The sequence below is a fragment of the uncultured Amphritea sp. genome (assembly GCF_937127095.1).
Lineage (GTDB): Bacteria > Pseudomonadota > Gammaproteobacteria > Pseudomonadales > Balneatricaceae > Amphritea.
In genome coordinates this window covers 36,624-61,221 of the sequence record NZ_CAKZLP010000024.1, presented here as the reverse complement: position 1 = coordinate 61,221, position 24,598 = coordinate 36,624, and the positions used below count along the sequence as shown (strand labels likewise).

Here is a 24,598-nt window from a genome sequence, read left to right as displayed (position 1 = left end):
TGCGCCGCTGGCGCATTTTTTTGGTCTGAAGGTTCTGCATCATCAGGCTACCCTGCAGCGCTTCAGTTGCTGATTCAGAGCAGCCATGACCTGGCCCCGCTTAACGACGCCTACTAACAGACCGTTTGCCACTACCGGATAGATTTTCGGTTTATTGGTGGCCATCATCTGCGCCAGTTCAAGGGCGGTATTAGTTGGCTTTACTGTGAGAGGCTCCCGCTGCATCATATCCCTTACCAGAACGTGACTGTCGCAGTGATAGCTGTCACCCAGCAGGAACGGAATACAGTCATGTTCAGACATGAAGCCGGTCAGATGCTTCTGACTATCGGTCACCGGCAGCCCAAGCATATTGCTGGCTAGCAGGTGATCGACGGCCTGGGGTAATGACATCTCTTCGTGCAGCGGAGTTATGTTTTCAGACATGATGTCTCTGACTAGAATCATCGTCTTGCTCTCCTGTTTGTTGATTCAATATCTTTTTGACAGAGGTGTTGATAGATACAGTTTTGCAGTAAAACCAAGATTTCACCAATCAGAACAGGCTATTTGTTTGATAGCGCTTAACTAAGCTGAAGACAAAAACGCTCCGGCCTGACAGGGCGGAGCGTTGTGTAATGATTAAACCGATGGCTATTTGAAGAGCTATCCGAGGGATGGGCTGGTAGGGTTTGAAACAGGGTTAACGCAGGCTGATAATCGGCCAGCCGTTCTCTTCTGCAGTTTTTCTCAGTAGTTCATCCGGGTCAACGGCAACGGGGTTGGATACGCGTTCCAGCAGGGGTTTGTCGTTGATTGAATCACTGTAGAAGTAGCTGTTGTCCATTGAGTGACCGGTCTGCTCCAGCCAGGCATTCAGCCGCTCGACTTTGCCTGCCTGGAAACAAGGTGTGCCGGCAACCTTGCCGGTATAGCGTCCGTCAATCTGTTCCGGATCGGTCGCCAGGGTGTCATCAACTCCCAGTGCCGCAGCGATAGGGCCGGTGACGAAACGGTTGGTGGCGGTAATAATCAGCAGAAAGTCGCCCTGGTCCCGATGCTTCTGTAACAACGTGGCGGCTTTATCCAGCATCATCGGGACGACGGTGGTGTGCATAAACTCCTGATGTAACTGCTCCAGTTCAGCGGGCTCATGCTCGGTTAACGGCTTTAACGCGAACTCCAGAAATTCATAGATATCCAGGGTGCCAGCCTTATATTGCTGGTAGAAATAATCATTTGCCTGACGATAAAGCTCAGCATTTACAATGCCTTTATCACACAGGAACTCGCCCCAGGCATGATCGCTGTCGCCGTTGAGCAAAGTATTATCCAGATCGAAAATGGCCAGACTCAAGGTAATCTCTCCTGCACTATGAAATCGATGATTGCAAATAAGCGCTAAGAATAGAGGCTAGCCGGTGAGGAGGCAATTGTTAATGCCTTCATCTATGCAACGACATGAAGTTGTGGAACTACATGAAATTGTGGAACAATAGCGTAAAAGAGTTTGTAAGGAATTCACCGTGATAGATTCAGATGGGTTCAGGCCGAATGTCGGTATCATTCTGGCTAACTCGATGGGTCAGGTGCTTTGGGCAAGACGTATAGGGCAAAATGCATGGCAGTTCCCTCAAGGGGGGATTAACGCGTCAGAATCGCCGGAACAGGCGATGTATCGGGAATTAAAAGAGGAGATCGGGCTCTCACCTGAGGATGTTGAGGTGATCGCTGTTACCCGAGGCTGGCTTCGTTACCGGCTGCCCAAACGAATGATCAGGCACCATTCCCATCCGGTTTGTGTAGGACAAAAACAAAAATGGTTTCTGCTGCGAATGCTAAGTGATGACAGCGCAGTAGAGATAGATTCAACCAACTCTCCCGAGTTTGATGGTTGGCGCTGGGTCAGTTACTGGTATCCTCTGGGACAGGTAGTGGCATTCAAGCGGGATGTATACCGCAAAGCGATGCGCGAACTGTCGCCTAAGTTAACGCGACTGGTGCTGGGTGGCTGGTATTTAAAGGAGTAAGCACTACATGCTGGAAACGCTGCGCAAAATTGTCCAGGAGGTTAACGCTGCACCTGATCTTGAATCGGTGCTGGATGTTATTGTTCGGCGTGTGCAGCGGGCGATGCGTACGGATGTATGCTCTATCTACCTGATTGATCAGCAGCGTGAACGTTATGTATTGATGGCGACGCAGGGGCTGAATCAAAAATCAGTCAGGCAGGTTTCGCTCGGTATCGATGAGGGTGTGGTCGGTATGGTGGGGCAGCGTGCTGAGCCGATCAATCTGGAAAATGCTGCCGTTCACAGCGCATTTACCTACCTTAAAGGCACCGGAGAGAAGAAGTTTCATGCGTTTCTCGGGGTGCCCATTATTCACCATCGAACCCTGATGGGGGTTCTGGTTGTCCAGCAAAAACTGATTCGCAAGTTTGATGAGTCGGAAGAGGCTTTCATGGTCACCATGTCGGCGCAGCTGGCGGGTGTCATTGCCCATGCGGAAGCGACCGGTTCGATCATGCAGATCTCTGATCACACCAAGACCGAATCTGATCGAAAGTTTGAAGGCGTCTCGGGTTGTATCGGGGTGGCTATTGGCCCGGCGGTGGTGATGACGCCCCTGGCGGATCTTGATGGCGTGCCGGATCGTCGGATCGACGACATTAAGACTGAAATCGCTAAGTTTAAGAGCGCTCTGGCGCAGGTACGTCGTGATATTAAGCGGGTCGGGCGAAGTCTCGCCAAGCGGTTACGTTCGGAAGAGCGGGAACTGTTCGATGTTTATATCCGTATGCTTGATGACAATGCTCTTGCTGGCGAGATCATCGCGCGCATTAAAGAGGGCAGCTGGGCGCAGGGCGCGTTAAGGCAGGTTATCGGCGAGCATGTACAGCAGTTTTCGATGATGGACGACCCCTATCTGCGCGAACGTGCCTCCGATATCCGCGATCTGGGACGGCGGATGCTGACTTGTCTGCAGGAGTCAGGCCCGTCGTTGTCTGAGATTCAGTTTCCGGAAAATACCATTCTGGTGGCGGATGAGTTGACGCCGGCGATGCTCGGTGAGGTGCCGACCGAGAAACTCATTGGTCTGTTGTCAGTGAACGGTTCAGGTAACTCTCATGCGGCGATTCTGGCACGCTCTATGGGTATTCCGACCGTCATGGGGGTGGTTGCTCTGCCCTATACCCGGATTGAGGGGATGCAGGTTATTCTCGATGGATACTCGGGGCGGGTGTTTGTTAACCCCTCTGAGGATCTGACTCAGTGTTACCGCGATATTATTCGTGAAGAGAATGAAGTTAACGCCGGTCTGGAGGGGCTGAAAGATCTTCCGGCTGAGACCACTGACGGCTATCGTATGCCGCTGTGGGTCAATACCGGTCTGATTACCGATGTCGCTCGCTCCCTTGAGCGAGGTGCTGAAGGTATCGGTCTCTACCGTACAGAAATACCGTTTATGATCCGCGACTTTTTTCCCAGTGAACAGGATCAGATGGAGACTTATCGTAAACAGCTGGAAGCGTTTGCCCCCCGTCCGGTGACTATGCGAACCCTCGATATTGGTGGTGATAAACCACTGCCATACTTTCCTATTCAGGAAGACAACCCCTTTCTTGGCTGGCGCGGTATCCGCGTAACGCTGGATCATCCGGAAATATTTCTGGTGCAGATTCGGGCGATGTTACGTGCTGCAGAGGGGCTGGATAATCTGCGTATCATGTTGCCGATGGTCACCAGTGTGCATGAGGTGGATGAATCGAAGAAGCTGATCGCTCAAGCGGTAGAGGAGTTGCGCGAAGAGGGACATATTATCAACCAGCCGCTGATCGGCGTGATGATCGAAGTACCTGCGGCGGTGTATCAGGTGCGTCGCTTTGCCCGGCGGGTGGATTTTATCTCTGTTGGCTCCAACGATCTGACCCAGTATCTGCTGGCGGTCGACCGCAACAATCCCCGGGTGGCGAGCCTCTATGTGCCCTACCATCCGGCCGTATTAAAAGCGTTGCAGTTTATTGTCCATGAAGCCCATAAAGAGAATGTTTCGGTGAGCATCTGTGGTGAGATGGCAGCTGATCCGGGTGGCGCTATTCTGTTGATGGCGATGGGTTATGATGTGCTCTCGATGAATGCCACAAACCTGCCTAAAGTAAAATTTGCCCTGCGGGGGATCAGTTTTGAGCGCTCCAAAGAGTTGTTGGGGCAGATTATCGTGATGGATGATGTGGATAAGATCCATATGATGTTGCGCAATACGCTGAAAGAGCTGGGTTTGGGGCAGCTTACAAGACCGACTATTCCTGATTGAGCGTCAGCGTCGCTTTAATGTCTGATGCGTATCATTTCCTGTCTATGTGAAAGCTGAATTGGCTTCTCCCGGTCGCGCCCTGTGCATCATAGTTCTGTTCGATAAGCTCGGCTTCACCGCTGTGTTTGATCAACACCACGGTGGTTGCCCGGGTGCCATACTTTTCGCTATGAATAAAACTGGCGGACAACAGTCGTTCGAGCTCTATATTGATGCCGGTATCAGGCAGTTGTTCATCGCTGTAGGTGGTTGGATCCCGCATCAATTGAATCAGCCCGTCAGCGGTTAACAGGCCGCTATCGATGCAGTTTTTCAGGGCTGCTTTTGCGCCAACCAGTTTTGGCCAGGGGGTGTCAAAGACCGCATTGCTGATGCCATGAATACCCTCAGGAACAGGTAGCAGAGCGTCAGCCCGGTTTGACAAATAACCGAGCTGATGGCCGTCATCTATCAGTTGATTAAAACCATCAAATCGGTCAGCGTTGGTTTCGCGGATGAAGGTCTGGCTGCTCATCTCACTGAGCAGAAACTGCAACGGCAAGTTGCCTCTGGAGCTGACCCCCTGTGGCTGCCTGAAACCGTCTCTGTGGTTAGTCAGGGCCGCGAAACGACCGCTGCGGGTGATACCCAGCCAGGTGCCGCCCTGCTCCAGATCCTGTCCTGCCAGTAGCTGTGGCTGATCCGGCCAGTATTGCATCGGCCGGGTAGGCCGATGATAAAACTCATCCCGGTTAGCGGTCAGGATCAGTCTATAATCCGGGTGGTAGTTATAGGCAAACAAAATCAGGCACACGGTCAGCTCTCTTTTCTGATGGACGTGTCAGTTATATAACAGCTTCATTTAAAAACAAAATCTGTCATTTATCTATTGTAGGATGCGCCTAAGGCATGGTTATATCTTGGCAGGTTCAGAGTAAGGGAAGAGCGTTTTGATGTGGGTTCATGAGATTGATCCGATTGCGGTGGCGTTAGGGCCGTTAAAAATTCACTGGTATGGGTTGATGTATCTGGTTGGCTTTGCCTCAGCCTGGTATCTCGGTGGTAAGCGTGCCCGGCGGCCGGGCTCTGGCTGGACTGAGGAGCAGGTTTCTGATCTGATTTTCTGGGGTGCGATAGGTGTTGTGCTGGGTGGCCGCTTTGGCTATGTGGTGTTTTATAACTTTGATCAGTTTCTGGATGATCCGTTATGGCTGTTTGCTGTCTGGGAGGGCGGGATGTCTTTCCATGGCGGTTTGTTGGGTGTCATCGCTGCCATCGGCTACTTCTCTCATAAGTACAAGAAAAGTTATTTCGATATCGGTGATTTTGTCGCACCGCTTATCCCTATTGGTCTGGGCGCCGGACGGATCGGTAATTTTATTGGTGGCGAGCTCTGGGGGCGGCCAACGGATCAGACCTGGGGTGTTATCTTTCCCCGGACCGGCGATATGATCGCGCGGCACCCTTCGCAGCTATATGAGTTTGCCCTTGAAGGCGTGGTGCTGTTTGTTGTTTTATGGTTCTACTCTGCGAAGCCTCGCCCGAAGATGGCGGTGTCGGGGATGTTTCTGCTGCTCTACGGCATCTTTCGTTCCAGTGTGGAGTTCTTCCGTCAGCCGGATGTTCAGCTCGGGTTTGTGGCGCTCGACTGGATGACCATGGGGCAGGTGTTGTCGCTGCCGATGATTGTGCTGGGTGGCGTGCTGTTGGTTCTGGCGTATCGGAGCAACGCTGAAAAAGCGTCGGGTTAATACAAGACTAGCCCTGGCGGATCAGGGCTAGTTTCAGTAATGCTGCAACCGACATGGCGTCGGTAATTTCACCATTGATGGCCATCCCGATAGCCTCCGTTGCACTGACTTTCAGTAGTTCAATATCTTCGGTGTCTTCCAACTGCTGCTTGCCCTGGCTAAGCTGGGTTGCCAGAAAGATAAAGGCGATCTCATCGGTGACCGAATTGGATGTTCGTAACTCCATGAAGGGTTGCCAGTGCTGCGCGATTAAACCAGTCTCTTCAAGTAGTTCCCGTTTAGCCGCTTCCAGTGGCGGCTCATCAAGTGGCCCGCCTCCCTCAGGAATTTCGATAGTGGTTTCGTTGTTGGGGTAGCGGCTCTGTTTGACCAGGCAGATAGTGTCGTCATCATCAAGCGCAATAATGCCAATGGCCCGTGATTTAAAGTGCACTACGCCATAGATCCCCTCCGTACCGTTGGGGCGGATCACCTCTTCATGGCGCACCTGTATCCAGGGGTTGTCGTATACGACCTCCTGGTTCTTCTGTTGCCATCCACCAATTTTTATTTTTGACATAGGGGCGTCTGCTTTACGTCAGCGGTCTGATGCGCTCGTGATCTCTATACTGAGAAAGGGTACTGAATCGGGTCGTGATACTGATAGCCTTCCACTTCGAAATCGTCGGTGCTGACCCAGGTCTCCAGATCTTCCAGGGTTTTAATGTCCGGGTTGATTGTAAAAGTTGGCAGTGGCAAGGGTTCGCGGGTCAGCTGTACATCACGCATCAGTTCAAGCTGGTCTTCATAGATGTGAGCATTGACTATCTTGTGATAGGCCTTACCCGGTTTCTTGCCGGTGATCTGCGCCATAATTGCCAGCAGGAAGTAGACCTGAACCATATTAAATGTCAGCCCCAGCGGCACATCGCAACTGCGCTGAGTGCTGTTGAGATAGAGTGTGTCGCCCAGCAGGGAAAAGTGATGGCTGTACATGCAGGGGCGCAGGCAGCCCATGTGGAATGCCCCGGGGTGATAAAAGGTGTAGATCTCGCCGCGATCATCAATACCGTTGCTCAGGTCATCAACGATCTTACGCAGCAGGTCGATGCTGCCGCCGTCCGGCTTAGGAAAGTTTCTACCGACTTTGCCATAGATAAAGCCGCAATCATCGGTGCCTTGGCGGTAGGGATTAGCCAGCCATGCAGCGTTGTCATTGGCGTTAGCATCCCAGGTTTTCGTGCCAATTTTTCTGAAGTCTTCGGCATTATTGTAACCGCGAATATAGCCCAGCATCTCCGCGATAGCGGATTTATAAAAGCTCTTGCGGGTGGTCACCAGCGGAAACTCGCCAGCGGCAACATCATAGGTAAGATCGGCGTTAATAACGGTCAGGCAGCGCTTGGCGGTGCGCTCATTTTCCACCCAGACGCCTTCATTAATTAGCCTTTGGCAAAGATCGAGGTATTGTCTCATTGGTTTGTTATTAACACCTGTGGTTAAATTCAGCTAGCAATGTTATCAAACAGCAAGGCGCTGGTACCAGTATTAAGGAGATTATATGAACCTGGCGATCATTGTTGCCCAGGCAGACAACCGGGTAATTGGGATCAACAACAATCTGCCCTGGCATCTGCCGGAGGATCTGCGCTATTTCAAGCAGGTTACTATGGGCAAGCCGATTATCATGGGACGCAAGACCTTTGAGTCGATTGGCCGCCCCCTACCGGGGCGAACCAACATCGTGGTTACCCGGGATGCAGCCTATCAGCCTGATCACGTAAAGGTAGTGAACAGTCTCGAAGCGGCCCGTGATCTGGCCGAGAGTATCTGCACTATTGATGGTTGTGACGAAGCGATGGTAATTGGTGGCGCGCAGGTCTACGAGCAGGCGCTGCCGCTGGCGGACCGGCTTTACCTGACCCAAGTGCATGCTGAGGTTGACGGTGATGCATGGTTTCCGGCGTTTCCTCCCGGGGATTGGGCGGAGGTTGGTCGCGAAGATTTTTCTGCTGCAGGACATAACCCCTATGATTACAGTTTTATTGTGCTTAAACGGATCTCCTGAAGGATGTCGCTATGATTGAGCCGCTGCTAGCTGTTCTGGCCGACGGTAAGTTTCATTCCGGGCAGGATCTGGGTAAAACGCTGGGTGTTAGCCGCAGTGCTATCTGGAAGCAGATTAAGAGTATCGAAGAGTCCGGTCTGGAAATTTACAGCGTCAAAGGTCGGGGTTATCGCATTCCTGGCGGTCTTGATCTGTTGAACCGTGAGTTGATTGATGCAGCGCTGGAGGCTGATGTGGCCCACAAGCTCAGGTTGATTGATCTTAACCTGACAATCCCTTCGACCAATGCGAAAGCGATGGAAGCGGTTTACCGTGATGGTCATGGTTCACTCTATCTGGCGGAACAGCAAACCGCAGGTCGCGGACGAAGAGGGCGAGGTTGGGCCAGTCCGTTTGCCAGTAATCTTTATTTCTCACTGACCTGGCAGTTTAGTAATGGTGCCGCCGCGTTGGAGGGGTTAAGTCTGGCGGTGGGTATTGCCCTGATTCGGGGGTTGGCGAGACTGGGTATAAAAGATGTCGAGGTAAAGTGGCCAAATGACCTGCTGTGGCGCGGACGTAAGCTGGCAGGCGTGCTGCTGGAGATGAGTGGCGATGCGGCAGGTGACTGCTTTGTGGTTATCGGCGTAGGCATCAATGTAAAGATGCCGGAAGTGGCTGCAGAGGTGATCGATCAGCCCTGGGTTGATCTGCAGCAGGTACTGGGTGTAGCGCCATCACGAAACCGCTTGCTGGGCGAGCTGATGAATGAGCTGGTGCCGGTGCTGGAACAGTTTTCTAATGAAGGGTTTGGGCCGTTCAGGGAGGAATGGCAGGTGGCAAATGCTCATCATAATCAGGCAATCAGTCTGAATCTGGGGGGGCGTCAGCAACTGGGAATTTGTCGTGGCGTAGACCGGACCGGTGCGCTGTTGCTGGAGGCAGAAGGCAAACTGCAGGCGTTTCATGGTGGCGAAGTGAGTGTGCGACTGGCATGAATATTCTTGATCTGGACGCGGGAAATACTCTGGTTAAATGGCGGGTTGCCGGCACCGCTCTGAGGGGGCGGGTGCGTCATAATGAACTGGACAGTGTGGAGTGGCCTGCAGTAATAGACCGGGTCAGAGTCGCTTCGGTGGCCGGTGATCGGGTTAATCAGGCGCTGCGGGACTTTGTCAGGCAGCACTGGCAACTGAATCCTGAGTTTGCAGTCACCAGCGCGTCTGCCTGTGGCGTGGTCAATAGTTATGCTGACCCTTCCCGGATGGGGGTGGATCGGTGGCTGGCCATTCTGAGTGCCTGGCAGCGTGCGCAGAGTGCCTGTTGGGTGGTTGATTGCGGCAGTGCTATAACGGTAGAGCAGCTGGATGGCAGTGGGCGACACCGGGGTGGTTATATTATGCCGGGGATACAGTTGATGAGCCGTAATCTGCTGACCAATACCGCAGAGATTATTGTTGATCACTCTATTGAAGGCTTTAATGCTGCCCCCGGTGTGAATACAGCAGAAGCGGTGCAGCACGGGTTGAATCTGTTGCTGGTATCGTTAGCGGAAAAGGTTATGCGTCAAGCGGCGGGGCAGCCGGTTTATGTCACCGGTGGTGATGGTGAGCTGTTTTGCTCGCTGGTGGATGGTGCTATATGGTGCCCTGATCTGGTAATGGATGGGCTGTCGTTGGCTATCGGAGAGTAGGGTGCGCTGGCTATTTATCCTGTTGTTGCTCACTAATGCGCTTTATTTTGGCTGGCAGATGCGCCAGCCGGTGCTCAATCATGCAGAGGTCATCCCGGCAAACGTAACCCGTCTGCGATTGTTAAAGGAGGAGGATAGGTCGCTATTACTGCCGCGCAGCCCGGAGCAGTATGAGGCTGATCAGTCGTCACTTGAGATTGTTGAATCTCCGGCATCCTCGCCGGAAGGTCTGTCTCAAGAGGAACAATTATCTCCCCCGCCTGAACTCTGGTGTCAGGTGATCAGTGGTATTGCAGTTGAAACTGTTGCTCTGGAGTTGCAGGGGCGGCTGGAGCAACAGGGGCTTACTTCGGTGGTGGTTCCGGTAGACGTTGAGCGGGTACTGGCCTATGAGCTGACACTGGATCGTCCCGCTCAACCTGACGCTCAGCAGGCGCTGATAGATAATCTTGCTGCGCTGGGGCTCAGGGCAGAAGAGGCGCGGGTTAATACTAAGCCGGTCTATATTATCGGGCGCTATGGTAGTCGTACTGAGATGGCCTGGGCGCAAAATGCATTAATTGGTTTGTTTCAACCCGATGAGTATCAGGTTGTCAGTCAGGAGAGCCTTTTTGAGGTCTGGGTGGAAACTGATAGTTCAGTTGAAACCGGCAATAAAATCAAAGAGGTAGACCAGTTTCTTAATTCTGCCATAAAAATCGAAAAAAAATCATGTAAAGGGGTTGCAAGCACGGGGGTGCGTGATTAATATATGCGCCACTTCGCAGCTGAGCCGGTATAGCTCAGTTGGTAGAGCAACTGACTTGTAATCAGTAGGTCCCGAGTTCGACTCTTGGTGCCGGCACCATTTCTTTCTTGATTATCTGCAAACTAGCTTCAGCTGATTAAGATGGTCTGAATGATTTTTGATCATCTCTGCCTGGCTGCACCTGTTCGTTTTTCTGAGTAAATCCCATAGATGAAAACGAACTGTTGCCTCAGTCGCAAACAGCGCATTAGTCCGTGGTTTAATGGACTTTACTAAGACACTCCCGCCACTTTTGCATAGCTCCATATCACCGCAAAGCCCACAGACAACATAAACGGCCCATAAAACCGGTTGAGTTTCATCAGCGCAATCGCAGAGATACCGTAGCGTGATTGCAGGCTCAGTTGTACGCCGGAAAACGGCGATAGCCCGACGCCGATAGACCAGCTGAGTAATAGTGTGATGCCCAGCAGGTTGGGATCGCTGACGCTGGGCATGAGAATGCTGCCGGCGAGGACTGCCGACGTGACCGGATGCATACCGATCAGCGCCAGGCCGACCAGGGCCAGCAGGGTCAGGCAGGCTTCCGGGGCCGTAAAATGCTCTGGCGCCAGGCGTATCTGCATCGACTCCAGTAGTGCTGCCACCCCCGAGGCAAGCACTGCCGCGGCCAGGAATAGAGTTACTTCACTGCCAAGCTTGGGTAGTCCTTCGTGGATATGTGTTCTGAGCAGGCTGAAGCAGTTCCGGGGTTGCAGTAGTAGCAGATAGGTCAGGGTAAAGAGTATTGCAACCAGTGTGACCAGGGTTATCACCGATAGCTCTGGCAGATACTGGTGGCTGATCATCACCAGGACAGCGAGTAAAAATGGCATCCATAGTGCCCCAAAATGCATCGGATAGCCGTTGGTCTGTGCTGCATCGGGGTGACGGGCGATCTGCCAGGCGCTTAACAATAGTGCGATCAGCGCAGTGGGCAAACCATAGAGTATCAGGGTGCCGAGTTGGGCACCTGGAGCACTGATCAGGACGATACCCATAGCAGCAAAGAAGGGCGACCAGCAGGCACAGATGCTGAATGCACGTAACAGGGTTAATCCCTGCAGAGTGTTTAGCGGTCGTTGGGCGCTTAGTCTGTCACCGACAATCATGATGGATGAGATATTGATCACGGCGCCGATCAGGTGGGTGCCAAAGAGCGTTCTGAGTAGCGCTTTCTGTCCTGGCGGTAGTCGTTCGTCCGTTTGAATGCTGCGTGTTGCGACGATCCGCAGAAAGCTAACGCCGATCAGCATGGCAACGATCAGCTGATTGGCTTCCAGGGCTTTTATCAGGTAGCGGTTATCCACTCCTTTGTAGATTCCAATCGCCAGGCCGCTGACGCCGAGAATGAACAGAATAGCGCTTTGAATCAGTTGATTACGTTTTTGTCTGCGAATAAGCAGGATGGCTGCAAACCATACCGGAATGCCTGCAATATAGCCGGGCAGCGCATGGGTCAGGGCGGCTATCAGTGACAGGAAGAGCATCGTTAGCAGAATCCAGCCGGTTATCACTGTGATTGGTGGCGCTGTCGGTGTAGCTTTCTGATCCATCATAAATCCGTACAGGAGGCTTAATTAAGGTGGGTATGGCGCAGACTGCGATAATACAGTGAACTTTTAACGCTGTCCGCAGCAACGCTTTGTATTCTTTGGTGCAGACCTCTGCAATCGTTGCCGTTCTGTCTACTCTGCTCAAAACGGTTTAAAGTGGATCTTTACTTTGTTAATGGCAGCGTTAGCTATTCTATTAAATCGCTATCTCTGGCCTGTTTATTGCTCTACCTTATATAGAGTTAAAACCTGTGCGGCTAATGCGCTGTTTGAGTGCAGGGCTGCAAGGAACTGATCATTTGACAGTCATTGGTAAAATGGCTGCGCCCGATAGTGGTGCATGGTTTGTTGATAACGCAGGAAGGGTGTCAGATATTATTGGCATATACTGTTAATGTTGAACGGAACCACTATGATGTAAACCATCATAGCTTGTCACAATGAACGACGATGATGGGGACTCAGATTATAAACGCTGGGTGGCAGAGCGGTAATGGAATAACCAGTTGCAGCTAACCCGGTCATAGTTAATTTTGCTATATCCAGAATTGGTTTTATATCGATCTACGGGGTACCGAATGACCATACGAACGGCAATCCATCATATTACTGAGTATCGCTTCGATAAAGCGGTAAAAATGTCCCCGCACACCATCAGACTGCGGCCTGCGGCGCACAGCCGGACACCCATTAAAGCGTATTCGCTAAAGATAAGTCCGGAAAATCACTTTATTAACTGGCAGCAGGATCCATTTGGGAACTTCCTGGCCCGTTTGGTATTTCCAGAAAAGAGCGATCACCTGCGTGTTGAGGTCGAGGTGATCTCTGATATGACAGTGATTAACCCATTCGACTTCTTCCTCGAAGAGTACGCCGAAAAAATTCCGTTCAAATATGAAAAGGAGCTGCTCTCCGAACTCAAGCCCTATCTGGAGATCGCTGATGACGGCCCGTTAATCCGTGAATGGGTTGCGTCTGTCCCCCGTGAGCCGATGGCGACCAATGATTTTCTGGTCTATCTGAATCAGCGGCTGGAACAGGATATTGATTACAATATTCGCATGGAGCCAGGTGTTCAGACCAGCGAAGAAACGTTGGAACTAAAACGAGGTTCCTGTCGTGATACTGCCTGGTTGCTGGTGCAGATACTTCGTCACCTGGGGCTGGCGGCGCGTTTTGCGTCGGGCTATCTGGTACAGCTGGTGGCGGATGTTAAGGCTCTGGACGGACCGTCCGGAACCGAGGTTGATTTCACCGATCTGCACGCCTGGTGTGAAGTGTTTATCCCGGGTGCCGGCTGGATCGGACTCGATCCGACCTCCGGGCTGTTTGCCGGAGAGGGGCATATTCCGCTGGCCTGTACGCCTTCACCACGATCTGCTGCGCCCATCGCCGGAGGGATCGACCCCTGTGAAGTGGAGTTCTCCTTCAGCAATGAAGTCACCCGTATCCATGAGGACCCACGGGTCACCAAGCCTTACACTGAACAGCAGTGGGAGTGTATTGAAGCGCTCGGCGCGGCTGTTGATCAGACATTGCTCGAGCAGGATGTGCGGCTGACCATGGGGGGGGAGCCCACCTTTGTATCGATTGACGATATGGATGGCGCGCAGTGGAATACTGAAGCCCTGGGTGACGATAAGCTTCGGCTGGCGAAAGATCTGTTGTTCCGCTTAAGGGATAAATTTGCTCCGGGTGGCCTGCTGCATTATGGCCAGGGTAAATGGTATCCCGGTGAGGAAGTACCCCGCTGGGCATTGGGTTGTTTCTGGCGTACCGATGGGCAACCTTTATGGCGCGATTCTAAGTTGCTCGCGCGGGTTGATAAAGATTATGGCGTCACTCGCAAAACAGCGAAGAAGTTTGCCCATCTGCTGGCTGAAAAAGCCGGATTGCCGACTAAGCGGGTGCTGCCAGCTTACGAAGATACGCTCTACTACCTTTGGAAAGAGCAAACGTTGCCCGACAATGTGGATCCGCTTAAAGCGGACCTCAAAGATGATCTTGAGCGTAAAAAACTGGCTCAACTGCTGTCCCAGGGGCTGGAAAAACCGGTCGGTTACTGTCTGCCGTTGGGCTGGAACTATAACACGCAACACTGGCGCTCAAGCCCGTGGCCGCTGCGTCGTGATACGCTGACGCTGATTCCCGGTGATTCTCCTGTGGGGCTTCGTCTGCCGCTGAACTCGTTGCCGTTGATGACCGATGAAGAACTGTATCGGGATCATGCACGCGATCCGTTTGAGCCGGTTGATACGCTGCCGGATGCCGGGCAGAGTGCAACGCTGGCCTGTGCCGATCAGTCTGAGTCGGTTGATAAAGCGACGACACCTGTGGAAGTGGTGCGGACAACGCTGTGTATTGAGCCACGTAAAGGGTGCCTGTATCTCTTTTTGCCGCCGCTGGATCATCTGGAACACTACATTGCGCTGGTTGAACTGATCGAAGACACCGCCGCAGAGCTGGATGTGCCGGTGGTGATCGAAGGCTATGAAGCCCCTAAAGATGAGCGGGTAAGCTGCTTTAAGGTCACCCCTGATCCGGGTGTTATCGAAGTGAATATTCATCCTTCGGATAACTGGCGCCAGCTGTCTGATAATACTCAGCTGCTCTATGAAGAGGCGCGTCTGTCACGTCTGGGCGCAGAGAAGTTTATGCTCGACGGTCGCCACACCGGCACCGGCGGGGGCAACCATATCACTCTGGGTGCTGCGACCGCTGCGGACAGTCCGTTCCTGCGTCGTCCTGATCTGCTGCGCAGTTTTGTCACCTATTGGCAGCACCATCCAGGGCTGTCTTACCTGTTTTCCGGTATGTTTATCGGCCCGACCAGTCAGGCTCCTCGTGTCGATGAAGGCCGGGAAGAGATGCTCTATGAGCTGGAAACCGCCTTTGATCTGATGCCGGAAGGTATTGTTGATCAGCCCTGGCTGATTGACCGGCTGATGCGTAACCTGCTGGTGGATATCACCGGTAATACGCATCGTTCCGAGTTCTGTATCGATAAACTCTATTCCCCGGGTCTGTCGTCCGGACGTCAGGGCCTGCTTGAGTTCCGTGGCTTTGAGATGCCGCCGCATCCGCAAATGGCGCTGGTGCAGGCGTTGCTGATCCGCTGTCTGATGGCGCGTTTCTGGCAGGATCCGTATAAAAAACCGCTGGTTCGCTGGGGCACAGAGCTGCATGACCGCTTTATGATGCCGCACTATGTCTGGTCTGACATCCGCGAAGTGGTTAAAGATCTGCAGGATCACGGTATTCCGTTCCAGCAGGCCTGGCTGGCGCCGTTTGAGGAGTTCCGCTTCCCTCATTATGGTAGCGTCAATATTGACGATGTCCGTATTGAGCTGCGCTGGGCTATCGAACCCTGGCATGTGCTGGGTGAAGAGGTGGGTAGTTTTGGTACTGCGCGCTTTGTCGACTCATCGGTTGAACGTTTGCAGGTGAAAGTGGAGGGCCTGACGCCGGATCGCTATGTGCTGGCCTGTAATGGTCGCCGCATACCGTTGCGTTCTACCGGGCGTCATGGCGAGTTTGTTGCGGCTGTCCGCTATAAAGCCTGGGCGCCGCAGTCAGCCCTGCATCCGACGATCGGCGTTCATTCGCCACTGATCTTTGATCTGATCGATACCTGGAACGGGCAAACCATCGGTGGCTGTAGTTACCATGTGGTGCATCCGGGCGGACGTAGTTATGAGACCTTCCCGATTAATGCTTTCGAGGCTGAATCTCGTCGTATCAATCGCTTTGGCACTACGGAACATACGCCGACGCCATCGGCAACCACTCATATGCCAGAGTTCAGTGGTATTCGGGAGTTCTTTGCCAATAATGCGCCGCCACGGCCGATGGCGCCGCCGGCGGAAATGCCTACGAATGAGTACCCGCATACCCTGGATCTGCGCAGACAGATGGAAACGTAGCAAAGTCATGGCATACTATGCAGCCTGATATAACTTTGGTACCGATACCTGATGGAAAAACGAGCCGCAGAAAACCTTGAGGGGTTGCAGTATTCAGCAGCGGGCTCTGGATACGATGAGGTCTATGGCAACCAGTCACAGATCCAGGGACATTGGCAGTATCTGCTGGATGGCCTGAAAACCCTGGGGGTCCAGGGGATCCATGAGCGCCAGCTAAAAGCTGAGCGTATTCTGCGAGATGATGGCGCGACCTATAACAGTGGTTCGCCATCGGGTACTACCTGGCAGCTTGATCCGGTGCCTGCGCTTATCTCCAGTGAGGAATGGGCGGGTATTGAGTCGGGCTTACAGGAGCGGGCCGAGCTGTTCGATCTCGTGCTTAAGGATCTGTACGGTCCGCGTGACCTGATTCGACTAGGTATCATGCCGCCAGAGCTGATTTACAGTCATGGCGGTTTTCTGCGTGCCTGTGACGGACTATCGTTGCCGGGTGAGCATCAGCTGGTGATGCATGCAACCGATATGGTGCGTGATTCTCAGGGCAATATGCAGGTTATCGGTGATCGCACTCAGGCGCCCAGTGGCTCCGGTTATGCACTGGAAAACCGTACGGTTATGTCCCGGGTGCTGCCCTCGCTATTTCGTGATAGTCATGTGCATCGACTGTCGCTGTTTTTCCAGTCGTTACGCCTGAAACTCAGCAGCCTTGCCAGTGCCATCACCGATGAACAGCCGCGTATTGTTATTCTGACGCCTGGCTCCTACAACGAAACCTATTTCGAACACACCTATCTGGCTAACTACCTTGGTTTTCCGCTGGTACAGGGAAGCGACCTGCGAGTCAGTAAGGGGTTTCTATGGATGAAGTCTCTGGGTGGGCTGGAACGGGTTGATGTGGTGTTGCGACGGGTTGATGATTTTTACTGTGATCCGGTTGAGCTTAAAAGTGATTCCCGTCTGGGGGTGCCTGGGCTGCTCGAAGTGGTGCGCGCAGGGCGCGTCATTGTAGCCAACCCTATGGGCTCAGGGTTCTTAGAAAACCCGGCGTTGTTGCGCTATCTGCCGCAGATAGCGAACCACTTTCTGGGGCGAGAACCACTCCTGTCTTCGGTGAAAACCTTCTGGTGTGGTGATCCGCAGGATCTTACCTATGTAATTGAAAATATTGATAAGCTGGTAATTAAAACCTGCTTCAGAAAACCCACTGAACAGAGCGTTTTTGGTTCATCGCTGGATGAAAAAGCACGGTTGGCACTGATCAATAAGATCCGTCATGAGCCATTGCATTTTGTTGCCCAGGAATATATCCGGCCCTCCACGACTCCGTCCTGGAATAACAGTCAATTGTTACCGCGCCCGTCTATTTTAAGGGGTTTTTCGGTGGCCACGAACTCCTCTTACAACGTTATGCCCGGCGGACTGACCCGGGTCGGCAATGTGGCAGACAGCCTTAACCTGAGTAACCTCAGAGGAGCGATCAGTAAGGACACCTGGATTCTGGCGTCAGAGCCTGAGAAACAGATCTCTCTGCTTGAGGCGCGGCCGCCACAGGCCGCGAATCATGCGTCTAAGCAACCCCGTAACGCTTTCCCTTGCCGGGTTGTTGAAAACCTTTACTGGATGGGGCGTTATGCTGTGCGGGCCGAGTCTGCACTGCGCTTACTCCGGACTGTCTTCGTGCAGCTGAACAGTACCTATCATATGCCGCAAGAAACCCGGCAGGTGTTGTTGCAAACCGTGACACAGCTGACGATGACCTATCCGGGATTCACTTTGTCAGACGCGGCAACCGCGTTGCAGCCGGAAGCTGAGTTGCTGGCAGTGGTTCTGGATGGCAAGCGCAGCGGTAGTATTACCGCTAACCTGAACGCACTGCTGGAGTGTTCCGATCAGGTTCGGGAGATGCTCTCGGCGGATACTCAGCGGGTAATCAACGACCTGAGGGATGAACTGGCGGGCCTGGCGGATGCATTTAAGCAGGGCCTGACGGCGGCGCCGGAAGAAGCGCTTGACCCTCTGGTCACCACGCTGCTGGCGCTTTCCGGTTTGTGGCAGGAAAGTATGGTGCGTGGCCTCGGCTGGCGCTTTATTGATATGGGTCTGCGGGTGGAAAAAGCCTTGCAGGGGCTCTCACTGATTCGTTCCTCCCTGGTGCCTGTGCTGCCTGAATATCAGCAGTTACAGGTGCTTGAATCCATACTCCTCAGCTCCGAAGTACTGATAACCTTCCGTCGCCGCGATCATTCCGGTAGCGATATGTCTCAAGGGCTTGAGCTGCTGTTGCATGACAACAGCAATCCGCGCTCAGTGTTTTATCAGATAGATCAGTTACGCCAGCACCTTGCCGTGTTGCCTTCTGCGGTCCATGGAGCAGGTCTGGCGGAAGAGGATCGCTTTATGCTTGAAGCCTCGTCTGCGATTCAGCTGAGTTCACTGGACGCATTGGTGGCAGAGGACGAAAAAACTCTGACCCGGGCCGGGCTTGATCAGTTGCTCTCCCGCTTGCAATATCTGCTGCAGGAAACCTCGAACCAGATTAGCACTAAATACTTTGATCAGATCAAGGTGCACCAACAGCTTGTGCGCACCGATTGGGATGAGGAACTATGATCTATCGCATTCGTCATATCACCCATTATGAATATGAAAAACCGGTGACTCTGTGTTACAACCGGGCCTATCTGTTACCTCGGGATACTGATTATCAGAGCTGTACCGAGAGCCAGATTCAGATCTCTCCGGCCCATACGCTGGGGCAGCAACGCATCGATTATTTTGGTAACAAAGCCTATTTTTTCTCGTTGGAACAGCCTCACCGGGAGTTGAAAATCGATGTAACGTCTGAAATTCGCGTACATGAAAGCAAGTATGCCCGCGAGTGTGAGCTTGATCTGGATTTCGGTAATACCTGTGGCCAGGCACTGATTGCACTTCAGGAAAGCCGTGAGCTGCCGGTATTAGAAGCCCGGGAGTTCGTTCTTAACTCCCCAATGATTAAGGCCACATCATCGCTGCGTGAGTATGCCCGCGCCTCCTTTGGCAGTAATCGACCCCTGCTATCCGCTGTACGGGAACTAACCGAGAGAATCTATACCGATTTCACCTATGACCCGGAGTCCACCAGTATCGCGACGCCGCTAGACGAGGTGTTGCTGAATAAGCGTGGCGTCTGTCAGGATTTTGCCCATCTGGCAATCGGCTGTCTGCGCTCTCTGGGGTTTCCCGCACGCTATGTCAGTGGCTATCTGGAAACCTTGCCACCACCGGGACAGGAAAAGCTGGTGGGCAGTGATGCTTCCCATGCCTGGTTTGCGGTTTTCTCACCGGGAGAGGGGTGGTTTGAGTTTGATCCAACCAATAATAATATGCCTGCAGAACACCACATCACTACCGCTTGGGGGCGGGATTATGGTGATGTTTCACCCTTGAAAGGCGTGTTTTTTGATGGCGGTAAAAGTCAGAAACTGAGCGTGTCGGTGGATGTAAGCAGGCTGTAAAACTAAGATTCTCTGTTCTCACCCAGATATTGAGCTGAGGCCCAATGGTGGTTTGCGAAATTTCGCTAATATCAACCGCAAGGATTTTCAGATGTGGTTACAAACGAGCTGTGATCTTTTTTTCGATATTTCCATGCCAACGCCCTTCGTACTGATGTTACGCCCGCGAAGTGGCGCACTGCAGTGGATCGCCCGGGAGGAATATAAGATTGTTCCGAGCCTGCCGGTGATGGAGTTTACCGATAACTATGGCAACCTGTGCCAGCGTCTCGTTGCGCCCGAGGGCAGTTTTTCGATTCATACCTCGGCCCGGGTGATGACCGCAGATACCCTGGATCGGGCACCCGGAGCCCCGTTTGTTGAGGTGCAGAATCTACCGGATTCGGTACTTAGCTACCTTCTGCCCAGCCGCTACTGTGAGTCAGATCGTTTCGGGCAGATGGCGTCGCAGATCACCGCAGACTGTCTGCCGGGTTATGATCAGGTGGCGGCTATCGAAGCCTGGTTACGGAACAGCTTTCGCTATGAGCCGGGCGTCAGCGATCTGCTGCTATCCGCTCAGGAAGTGAATCAACAGCCGTCAGGCGTCTGTCGCGATCTGGCACATCTGGGCATCGCCCTGTGCCGCAGTCTGTGTATCCCCTCACGGATGGTTGTAGGCTATCTGCATGAGTTGTATCCGATGGATCTGCACGCCTGGTTTGAAGCTTACATCGGCGGTCGTTGGTACACCTTTGATGCCACCCAGTACGACTTTAATGAGACCACCCGCAAAGGGGGTTATGTCACCCTGGGGTATGGCCGGGATGCTGCCGATGTGGCTATTTTTAACCAGTATGGTCCGGCAGTCTTTCCAACCGAGCAGCATGTCAGTGTACAACTGTGTGACAGTGAGGAGAGCTGACAAACCCCTATCCCTTTAGGGTAATAGCGTTGTGAGTCTTGCTTAAAGAAGGGCTGTCCTCGGCCCTCGATGGTGTTAGCGCTGCCTCAAAAGACAGGGGCAGCTATCGGGGCTCTTTATGCAGCGGATGCCGGAAGCCAAACAGCGTGCCCGATAGCGAAATAACAAAGTAGACCGCCCAGAAGGCAAACAATACATCGCTGAAGAAGTGTCCCCCCTGTACGATTCGGGTCAGGCCGAGGACAGCCCCGACCATGCAGCCGCCCCAGAACGCCCGCCGTGAGCTGAATAACCAGCCCAGAATCATAAAGTAAAAGCCCATTGCCGCGTGGCCACTGACGAACGAGCAGTTTTTGCTGCAGGCACCGGAGTATACGAATGCCGGTGTAAACTGCTTATCGCCGCCAAAATTTTCCACCTGTACCGGGCGTGCACGACCGATAGAGTTATCTTTCAGAACGGTATTAACCAGTAACCCCGGACCTAAGATGAGCGCGGTTAACAGAAAGGTGATGCTCCACTTACGATAGTTTTTTAGCTTCAGCTTGTTAAACCTGATCATCAGGCCTGCAAAGATCAGCCCGAGCAGGATCGGGATATGGATCATCGCAAATAAGCGATAGATAAACTGAATTACAGGATTGCTGTTATAGGTAAACTGCTGCGTTAGCGGGTCATAAAACAGTCCCGCGATAAACAGATCAATCTGAGGAACGCTGATAAGCACAACCATACACAGCAGAAACAGCAGCAGTGCCCAGCGATTATTGATGAGTATCTGACGGCTTGTATTCAGCATGGTGTTACTGTTCCGTTACCTGCTTGATCCCTTTAAAACCACTAACTTTATACAGTCGGGCTGAACGGGAGAAGTTGCTATAGAGAGGCAGAGTCTGTTCGGTCAGCAGCGTCACATGAGTGAAATAGCTGTTCAGTTTGCCTTCTACGTCATGTTCACTGATAAACAGAAACTGAGTGTCCTTGCTTCGGGAAAGGGGGTATTGAAGCTCGTAGTGGTCTTCAATATAACTGTCATCACTGAGGGCTACCCCTTTAAAGTCTTGCGGTGTGATGTAATAACCAAAGTAAGCCAGCAGCTTACGGGAGTCACTGGACAGTTTGTAGTCCGGGTACTGATCAAACCAGGGCTGAAACTGATGCACAAACTCAGGCCACCCCAGTATCCGTTTGTAGGGGTCAGTGCCCCATTTACGCTCTATCCCCAGGGCGTTAGTCAGCGTGCCATAGTGATAGAATCCGACTGAAAACAGCAGGTTAAGCATCAGCCCCGCCAGCAGTAAACGATAGCCTTTTACCTGACTCAGGTAATAACCTGTCAACAGGGCTGCGCCGACGTAGGCTGGTCCGGCCCAGTTGACGTTAGCACGTGCCATAAAAGCCTGAATTGACAGTACCGCGAAGGTTGGCCAGAAGAGGCTCCAGAGCAGTTTTTCAATATCGCTGCGGGGCTGGCGTTTCATTCCCCGGATAACCATATAGATCAGGAAAACCGGACCAAATACAAACAGCTGGCCACTCCAGAACTCAAATAACCGGCTAACACTCAGTGAGCTGCTGCTCTGGTGGGAGATCTCAGCGGTATGCTGGAAGCTGATAAAGTCGTGCTGATAGTTCCAGTAGAGATTCGGCAGCAGGAAACTGAGAGCCAGCAGGCAGGTTAGCCAGAAGCGCGGATTGAGCAGCAGCTGACGCCCGGCGGGGCTGATGGCGGCGTATAACAGAAAGGTTGTTGGCAGTATGATGAAGGTATATTTAGACAGTAAACCCAGACCAGCGGCGACCCCGGCCAGTAGCCACCAGAATCCATGGTTGCTCTCCTTTGCCCGCATAAAAGCATAAAAACAGAGACACCAGAAAAAGATCAGCGGGGCATCAGTGGTGATAAACAGGCTGTTAAAGCCTATCAGAGGCATGAGCAGAAAGATGGAGCCGCTGAAGAATGCCGCTTTAGGTGATACAGCATTCTCGTTCGAAAAGCGTTCGGCTGTCAGGTAAATTATGATTGCCGCAGCACTGTATAACAGTGGGGCTGCCAGTTTGACGGCCCACTCAGCGTTGCCAAAAAGCGCTGTGGTCAGTGCGATCAGCCAGCCTACCATGGGGGGCTTTGAGTAATAACCCCAGTCAGGTGTCTGCGCCCAGCCGAGATAGTATGCTTCATCATAAAACAGGGTGATTGGTGTACTCAGGACAACCCATTCCCGGTAAAAAAACAGTGCAACGATAAGGGCCAGAAACCATCGGAAAGGGTGTGCGGTGAACAGCGTGGTTGAATCGGGTGGTACAGCAGACATTCTATAGTTCCGGACTGGCAGGTTATAAGTCCGGCGATAGGCCGGTGTTCTCTTTGGGGAGGTAAGTTTAACAGACCCCCCCAGGCAAAGAAATGTCCGCTATTGTTCCTTGCTGAAGCAGATGATTACAGCAGTCCTTTTACCTGCAGCATCAGACGCAGACGCTCAGATATTTCCATCTCCATATGGCGTAATGCTTCAGGGTCTTCGGTATGTTTAAAGTCCCAGCGGATATGCTGCTGATCGGTAGCCAGCTCAGGCAGCGCATCGTGGCTTTTGTCACACAGAGTGATGATGGTATCAAACTGCTCCATGGCCATAGTCTCAAGGCTTTTGCTTTCCGGCTTGGTCTCACTACCATTCAGATCAGTCACCCACACCGAGATCTGTTCAGGAATGGGTTGTGGCTCAGGCCCGGCGCTTTTGGCCATGACTTTGCCATGCCCCATTTTATTGGCTAATGCTTCGGCAATCTGTGAGCGAATCGCATTGTGTCGGCACACAAAAAGAATTTTATGGGGTGATGTCATATTGAGTTTTCCATTGTTCAGGCTATCTTTTGGCTGACAGATTAACTGAAGTGAAGGAAAACTATAAGGATTACTCTCTCCTTCCGACTGTTAACCGGGATAGCTGCGTTTAAAAGGCTGCGGTATTAGTCGGAAAATCAGGCGGATCGGGTTTGAAGGTCGGTCTCATCCTCAGGATAGCTAAGAATACTCCACTCATGGGGGACATTGGTTAAGCGGAGTAAATGGCGGCAATTGCTACATTCATACACCGTATCGTTGTAGATATGGTTTCGCTCTCGCAGATTTTCATGAGTGGCGGTGAGTTTGTTTTGCACCAGTAAAAAACACTCACTGCAAAGTCTTCGTTGTTCCATCAACGCATAACCTTTATAGTAATTAAAACAGTTGTTTTAATTACTATAAAGATATCATTCCGTAATTGGTACCCTTTGAGGTGCAAATTGTTTAATTATGGCGTTTATATCGGCGCGAGTATCTGAGTGGGAATTAGGTTTAGCGGGTGGCTAAGTCAACCCGGCACTGGCCCGCTTTAAGCGCCATATGGAGTGTTTCAGCCGATTTAGTAGCCGGGGACCATTCGACGATAACGGACGTATTAGACACCGAACGACTTACTGAGCGGGTATTGCTCAGCTCATACAGTGTTTGAATCTTGTCCTTGTCAGTTGCCAGTGCCTGAGCTGAACAGGTGATTTTAAGCTGCTGGTCAGCACCAGGATCAGCATTCAGGTTAGCATCCGGATTGTCAGGCAGTTTGAGTTTGAAAAGTAGCTGGCAGAATTCATATTCTAAGGTGTGCAGGTTCTTGCGGCAGGTCTTACTCACCGATTCAATATCAACGCTGTGATCGACACTCTTGAGCGCCGGGCTCTCGTCGGCAGTGCTGGCTTGATCAGGAACAGGCTCCTCCGCTGGCTCAAGCTCAGTTTCAATCGCGGTGGTTAGATATGAGGTGTTATCTGTTACGTCAGCCCCCTCTAGTCTTACCGTTGTTAATGCTTGTGCGTTTGTTTTGGTCTGTACTTTTGCTTCCTCTGGCGGTGCAAGCAGCACCGGAGTGCGTGACAGGACGTTAACATAATGGATAGAGATGAACCCCCGGCCATCGTCAAGGCGCACCCAGTCACGCTGATCGGTGGTGGTAACCGTGAGCCGGTCACCCTCGCTGACGACTCCGACCACCGGGCTATCAGTCGACCTGAACTCCCTGATATTCAGGATAGTTGAGCGGATCTCTACCTCGAGTCGCTCGGCCGCACAGAGTGACTGGGGCAGGGCTGAACTCAGCAGGACCAGACAGGTAACAAAAAAGCGCAACGCGGTCATAGAGTATTTGAG

General features: G+C 52.4%; 22 protein-coding genes and 1 tRNA gene. 12 read left to right on the top strand and 11 right to left on the bottom strand.

From position 1 onward, the window contains the following. Positions 1–42: 42 nt before the first annotated feature. Both Q0499_RS06160 and Q0499_RS06155 read right to left on the bottom strand, forming a co-directional pair. Complete coding sequence (locus tag Q0499_RS06160) at positions 43–447, bottom strand: CBS domain-containing protein (RefSeq protein ID WP_299197302.1); 405 nt, start codon at positions 445–447, stop codon at positions 43–45. Positions 448–682: 235 nt separating this feature from the next. Then, positions 683–1,336, bottom strand: a complete 654-nt coding sequence (locus Q0499_RS06155) for an HAD family hydrolase (protein WP_299197299.1) — start codon at positions 1,334–1,336, stop codon at positions 683–685. A gap of 169 nt (positions 1,337–1,505) precedes the next feature. On the opposite strand from Q0499_RS06155, the gene rppH reads away from it, so the two are divergent. Continuing rightward, positions 1,506–2,009 (top strand): RNA pyrophosphohydrolase, encoded by a 504-nt coding sequence (gene rppH / locus Q0499_RS06150; protein WP_299197297.1) that lies wholly within the window; start codon positions 1,506–1,508, stop codon positions 2,007–2,009. 7 nt (positions 2,010–2,016) lie between these two features. Beyond that, positions 2,017–4,296: a phosphoenolpyruvate--protein phosphotransferase gene (gene ptsP / locus Q0499_RS06145; RefSeq protein WP_299197295.1), complete on the top strand. Its 2,280-nt coding sequence runs from the start codon at positions 2,017–2,019 to the stop codon at positions 4,294–4,296. Positions 4,297–4,327: 31 nt separating this feature from the next. On the opposite strand, the gene Q0499_RS06140 is transcribed toward ptsP, so the two are convergent. Continuing rightward, positions 4,328–5,089, bottom strand: a complete 762-nt coding sequence (locus tag Q0499_RS06140; protein WP_299197293.1) for an NRDE family protein — start codon at positions 5,087–5,089, stop codon at positions 4,328–4,330. A 139-nt stretch (positions 5,090–5,228) separates the two neighbouring features. Between Q0499_RS06140 and lgt the strand changes: the two genes are divergently transcribed. Then, on the top strand, positions 5,229–6,026 hold the full coding sequence (gene lgt, locus Q0499_RS06135; protein WP_299197291.1) for a prolipoprotein diacylglyceryl transferase: 798 nt from the start codon (positions 5,229–5,231) through the stop codon (positions 6,024–6,026). Between the two features lie 7 nt (positions 6,027–6,033). Here the strand turns inward: lgt and Q0499_RS06130 are convergent, their stop codons facing one another. Together Q0499_RS06130 and Q0499_RS06125 are read right to left on the bottom strand one after the other, a co-directional pair. After that, entirely contained in the window at positions 6,034–6,585 is a 552-nt protein-coding gene (locus Q0499_RS06130) for an NUDIX hydrolase (protein ID WP_299197289.1), read from the bottom strand. A 44-nt stretch (positions 6,586–6,629) separates the two neighbouring features. Next, positions 6,630–7,481, bottom strand: a complete 852-nt coding sequence (locus tag Q0499_RS06125) for a thymidylate synthase (RefSeq protein ID WP_299197287.1) — start codon at positions 7,479–7,481, stop codon at positions 6,630–6,632. Positions 7,482–7,566: 85 nt separating this feature from the next. On the opposite strand from Q0499_RS06125, the gene folA reads away from it, so the two are divergent. From folA to Q0499_RS06100, 5 genes are all read left to right on the top strand, one after another. Continuing rightward, on the top strand, positions 7,567–8,073 hold the full coding sequence (folA, locus tag Q0499_RS06120; protein ID WP_299197284.1) for a type 3 dihydrofolate reductase: 507 nt from the start codon (positions 7,567–7,569) through the stop codon (positions 8,071–8,073). A gap of 11 nt (positions 8,074–8,084) precedes the next feature. Beyond that, on the top strand, positions 8,085–9,050 hold the full coding sequence (gene birA, locus Q0499_RS06115; protein ID WP_299197282.1) for a bifunctional biotin--[acetyl-CoA-carboxylase] ligase/biotin operon repressor BirA: 966 nt from the start codon (positions 8,085–8,087) through the stop codon (positions 9,048–9,050). Further along, complete coding sequence (locus Q0499_RS06110) at positions 9,047–9,745, top strand: type III pantothenate kinase (protein WP_299197280.1); 699 nt, start codon at positions 9,047–9,049, stop codon at positions 9,743–9,745. The genes birA and Q0499_RS06110 overlap by 4 nt, the downstream gene beginning before the upstream one ends. A gap of 1 nt (position 9,746) precedes the next feature. Further along, positions 9,747–10,493, top strand: a complete 747-nt coding sequence (locus Q0499_RS06105; protein ID WP_299197278.1) for a hypothetical protein — start codon at positions 9,747–9,749, stop codon at positions 10,491–10,493. A 23-nt stretch (positions 10,494–10,516) separates the two neighbouring features. After that, positions 10,517–10,592, top strand: a tRNA-Thr gene (locus tag Q0499_RS06100). A 173-nt stretch (positions 10,593–10,765) separates the two neighbouring features. Here the strand turns inward: Q0499_RS06100 and Q0499_RS06095 are convergent. Next, positions 10,766–12,088: a hypothetical protein gene (locus Q0499_RS06095; RefSeq protein WP_299197276.1), complete on the bottom strand. Its 1,323-nt coding sequence runs from the start codon at positions 12,086–12,088 to the stop codon at positions 10,766–10,768. Positions 12,089–12,666: 578 nt separating this feature from the next. Between Q0499_RS06095 and Q0499_RS06090 the strand changes: the two genes are divergently transcribed. From Q0499_RS06090 to Q0499_RS06075, 4 genes are all read left to right on the top strand, one after another. After that, entirely contained in the window at positions 12,667–16,011 is a 3,345-nt protein-coding gene (locus tag Q0499_RS06090) for a transglutaminase family protein (RefSeq protein WP_299197274.1), read from the top strand. 51 nt (positions 16,012–16,062) lie between these two features. Next, entirely contained in the window at positions 16,063–18,621 is a 2,559-nt protein-coding gene (locus Q0499_RS06085; protein ID WP_299197272.1) for a circularly permuted type 2 ATP-grasp protein, read from the top strand. Further along, a complete protein-coding gene (locus Q0499_RS06080) occupies positions 18,618–19,508 on the top strand; it encodes a transglutaminase family protein (protein WP_299197270.1) in 891 nt (296 codons plus the stop codon). The genes Q0499_RS06085 and Q0499_RS06080 overlap by 4 nt, the downstream gene beginning before the upstream one ends. A 91-nt stretch (positions 19,509–19,599) precedes the next feature. Beyond that, on the top strand, positions 19,600–20,412 hold the full coding sequence (locus tag Q0499_RS06075) for a transglutaminase family protein (RefSeq protein ID WP_299197267.1): 813 nt from the start codon (positions 19,600–19,602) through the stop codon (positions 20,410–20,412). Between the two features lie 103 nt (positions 20,413–20,515). On the opposite strand, the gene Q0499_RS06070 is transcribed toward Q0499_RS06075, so the two are convergent. The 5 genes from Q0499_RS06070 to Q0499_RS06050 form a co-directional block, all read right to left on the bottom strand. After that, positions 20,516–21,211: a phosphatase PAP2 family protein gene (locus Q0499_RS06070; RefSeq protein ID WP_299197265.1), complete on the bottom strand. Its 696-nt coding sequence runs from the start codon at positions 21,209–21,211 to the stop codon at positions 20,516–20,518. Positions 21,212–21,215: 4 nt separating this feature from the next. Continuing rightward, positions 21,216–22,727 (bottom strand): glycosyltransferase family 39 protein, encoded by a 1,512-nt coding sequence (locus Q0499_RS06065; protein WP_299197263.1) that lies wholly within the window; start codon positions 22,725–22,727, stop codon positions 21,216–21,218. A 125-nt stretch (positions 22,728–22,852) separates the two neighbouring features. Then, entirely contained in the window at positions 22,853–23,257 is a 405-nt protein-coding gene (locus Q0499_RS06060; RefSeq protein ID WP_299197261.1) for a hypothetical protein, read from the bottom strand. 137 nt (positions 23,258–23,394) lie between these two features. After that, a complete protein-coding gene (locus Q0499_RS06055) occupies positions 23,395–23,613 on the bottom strand; it encodes a hypothetical protein (RefSeq protein WP_299197259.1) in 219 nt (72 codons plus the stop codon). 139 nt (positions 23,614–23,752) lie between these two features. Continuing rightward, the gene (locus Q0499_RS06050; protein ID WP_299197257.1) at positions 23,753–24,586 is read right to left on the bottom strand and encodes an SH3 domain-containing protein; all 834 of its coding nucleotides are present in this window, start codon (positions 24,584–24,586) and stop codon (positions 23,753–23,755) included. Positions 24,587–24,598 lie beyond the last annotated feature (12 nt).